A 3,143-nucleotide genomic window follows, 5' to 3' on the forward strand; every position below is an offset into this window, starting at 1 on the left:
CACCGCTTCGGCGGTGGGGCGCCGTCGTCGTGTGGCAGGCGCGGGCAGCCGCGTCGCCACGCGTCCGGCGCAACCCGGGTGCTTCCCGTGTTTCGGAAGTTACGCGTTTTGCCGTTGAGTACGCCGCGTGCAGCGCTTATCCTCGCCGCACCTGTCCGCGCTCGGACCGCCGAGCGCTGTGGAAGCGAGGGGCGCGGCACGATGGTTGACACGGCGAGAGCCAGCACGACGGCGGCGGCCAGCCGAGCGCCCTCCCGGAGCTCGACCACCGCCCGCGTGGCGAAGGCGGCCACGGCGGCCACGGCCAAGACGACGACCAAGGCTGCCGCCGCCTCCAAGGCGTCGGCGTCCAAGGGGACGAAGACCGCCCCGACCTCCAAGGCGGCCACGAGGAAGTCGGCTCCGGCGTCCACGACGACGAAGGCCGCGGCGAGGACCGCCTCGACCCACCAGGCGACGGCCACCAAGGCTGCCGCCCGCAAGGCCACACCGACCACGAAGGCTGCGCCCGTGAAGAAGAGTGCCGCGAAGACAGCTGCGTCCACGGCAGCCACCCCCGCCAAGAAGTCCGTTGCCACCAAGGCAGCCGCCGCGAAGAAGGTGGCCCCGGCCACGAAGGCGGCCCCCGCCAAGAAGGCGGCCCCGGCCACGAAGGCAACCCCGGCCACGAAGGCAGCCGCCGCGAAGAAGGCTGCCCCCGCGAAGAAGGCGGCTCCGGCCACGAAGGCCGCCGCCGCCAAGAAGGCGACGAAGTCGCCGGCGACGCTCGTCGTCCGGGCCGACGAGTCGCCCTGGACGGCCCAGGAGCTCAAGGCGGTCCGCTCGGAGATCGAGGCCGACGTGCAGCGGCTGCGCAGCGAGATCACCGACGCCGAGGCGGAGCTCGTCGGCCTCATGCGTGACGCGGGCGACGGTGCCGGTGACGACCAGGCGGACGCCGGGGCGAAGACGTTCGAGCGCGAGCAGGAGATCTCCCTGGCGAACAACGCCCGCGAGATGCTGGAGCAGAACCTCCACGCGCTCGAGCGGCTCGACAACGGGACCTACGGCGTGTGCGAGTCCTGCGGCAACCCGATCGGCAAACTTCGCCTCCAGGCCGCTCCTCGTGCGACCCTATGCGTGACATGCAAGACGAAGCAGGAGCGCCGCTGATCCCGGCCGACGACCAGACCCCCTCCACCACCACCTCCTCGCCGAACCGGCGACGGCTCTTCGTGCTCCTCGCCGCAGCGGCGGCCACGGCATACGTCCTCGACCAGGTGACCAAGGCCTGGGCGCTCGCCGCGCTCACCCCCGGTGACCCGGTGCCGCTCGTCGGGGACTTCATCCGGCTCAACCTCATCCGCAACCCCGGTGCCGCGTTCTCCATCGGCAACGGCGCGACGTGGGTGCTGACCCTCATCGCGTTCGGAGTGCTGGCGTTCATCGTGCGCACCGCGAGGCGCATCGGCAGCACCTCCTGGGCGTGGGCACTGGGGCTGTTGTTCGGCGGCTCGGTCGGCAACCTCACCGACCGCATGGTGCGCGAGCCGGGGCCCGGGCGTGGCCACGTCGTCGACTTCATCGACTACTTCGGCCTGTTCATCGGCAACGTCGCCGACATCGCCATCGTGGGCTCCGCGGTCCTCATCGGCCTGCTCGCCCTGCGGGGCATCAGCGTCGACGGCACCCGGCCCGAGCAGGGCCGCCACGAGGCCGGGCACGAGGCGACGCATGTCTGACACGCGCACCCTGTTCGTGCCCGACGGCCTCGAGGGAGAGCGCGTCGACGCAGCACTCGCTCGACTCTTCGGCGTCTCGCGGACCAAGGCCGCCGAGCTCGCGGCGTCCGGCCACGTCCAGGTGAACCACTCCAGCGCGGGCAAGTCCGACCGGGTGAGTGCGGGGGACCTGCTCGAGGTGGCACTCCCGGCGCCGCGGACCGGTCCGGCCGTCGAGGTGCGAGCCGAGCCGGTGCCGGGGATGACCATCGTCCACGACGACGACGACCTGGTGGTGGTCGACAAGCCGGTGGGGGTGGCCGCGCACCCCAGCGTCGGCTGGGCCGGCCCCACTGTGGTGGGCGGCCTCGCCGCGGCCGGCTTCCGCATCGCCACGAGCGGCGCCAGCGAGCGGCAGGGCATCGTCTCCCGGCTCGACGTCGGCACCTCCGGCCTCATGGTCGTGGCCAAGTCCGAGTACGCCTACAGCGTCCTGAAGCAGGCGTTCCGCTCGCGGTCGGTCGACAAGAAGTACCACGCGCTCGTCCAGGGCCTGCCCGACCCGGTCGTCGGCACCATCGACGCGCCCATCGGCCGCCACCCGAGCTACGACTACAAGTTCGCCGTGATGGAGAAGGGCAAGCCGAGCGTCACCCACTACGAGGTGATCGAGGCGTTCCGCGCCGCGAGCCTGCTCGACATCCACCTCGAGACCGGCCGCACGCACCAGATCCGGGTCCACTTCAGCGCCCTGCACCACCCGCTCGCCGGTGACCTCACCTACGGCGCCGACCCGACGCTGGCACGCCGGCTGGGCCTGGAGCGGCAGTGGCTGCACGCCGTGGGACTGGGGTTCGAGCACCCCGGCACGGGCAGGTACGTCTCGTTCGAGAGCCCGTACCCGCAGGACCTGCAGGACGCCCTCGACCGTCTCTGACGCGGTGCCGGCCCACGGCCGCGTGCACCCAGCACCAGGGAGCCGGGAGGGTCGTGGGACCAGCAGACCGCACGCTCAGGGTGGTCGACCGGCATCGTCGCAGGTCAGAGGCGTGCAGGGACGAGGGACGGGCGCTGGGTGAGGGCCGGGGAGGGCGGGATTTTGGACCTCGGCCGGCACGGTGCTACAGTTTCGTCATCGCCGAACGCCAAGCGCGCGAGGTCCTGGACCGCCTCTTCTCGAGGCGGAGGGGATTTGACGCCCAAGATGCGAAGCGATTAACCTAGAACGGTTGCCCCGGAAACATCCGCGAGAAATCGCAGTGTCGATGGTGCGCGTCCGATCCTTGAGAACTCAACAGCGTGTCAAAAATCGATGCCAATTACCTCGTCTCGGGGTGGCTCGTGGCCAGGCTTTGATGGTTTGGTTGTGGGTTGCTTCGAACGAATTTTCCTTTGGTTGACAATGAATTTCTGGCAATTTTGCTAGTTGTTCTTGCTCAGTCA

4 protein-coding genes are annotated in these 3,143 nt (G+C 70.3%); 3 read left to right on the forward strand and 1 reads right to left on the reverse strand.

Annotated features, from left to right (window positions below; translation table 11 throughout):
• Positions 1 to 545 (reverse strand): hypothetical protein (locus ACFUC1_RS20405; protein ID WP_379123107.1); only part of this gene is annotated, 545 nt, incomplete at its 3' end.
• On the opposite strand from ACFUC1_RS20405, the gene ACFUC1_RS20410 reads away from it, so the two are divergent.
• The 3 genes from ACFUC1_RS20410 to ACFUC1_RS20420 are packed head-to-tail and all read left to right on the forward strand — an operon-like array spanning position 511 to position 2,637.
• Positions 511 to 1,152, forward strand: coding sequence for a TraR/DksA family transcriptional regulator (locus ACFUC1_RS20410; RefSeq protein ID WP_379123109.1), 642 nt, complete (start codon positions 511 to 513; stop codon positions 1,150 to 1,152). The two genes, ACFUC1_RS20405 and ACFUC1_RS20410, sit on opposite strands and share 35 nt — an antisense overlap.
• A complete protein-coding gene (gene lspA / locus ACFUC1_RS20415; protein WP_379123111.1) occupies positions 1,125 to 1,721 on the forward strand; it encodes a signal peptidase II in 597 nt (198 codons plus the stop codon). The genes ACFUC1_RS20410 and lspA overlap by 28 nt, the downstream gene beginning before the upstream one ends.
• A complete protein-coding gene (locus tag ACFUC1_RS20420; protein ID WP_379123113.1) occupies positions 1,714 to 2,637 on the forward strand; it encodes an RluA family pseudouridine synthase in 924 nt (307 codons plus the stop codon). The genes lspA and ACFUC1_RS20420 overlap by 8 nt, the downstream gene beginning before the upstream one ends.
• Positions 2,638 to 3,143: the final 506 nt, after the last annotated feature.

It is taken from the genome of Pedococcus sp. NPDC057267, assembly GCF_042668795.1.
In the GTDB taxonomy this organism is placed as follows: Bacteria; Actinomycetota; Actinomycetes; order Actinomycetales; family Dermatophilaceae; genus Pedococcus.

Bases quoted from the DNA above. Each gene is read 5' to 3' on its own strand.
- lspA (WP_379123111.1), top strand. From the start codon at position 1,125: ATGCAAGACGAAGCAGGAGCGCCGCTGATCCCGGCCGACGACCAGACC.
- ACFUC1_RS20420 (WP_379123113.1), top strand. From the start codon at position 1,714: ATGTCTGACACGCGCACCCTGTTCGTGCCCGACGGCCTCGAGGGAGAG.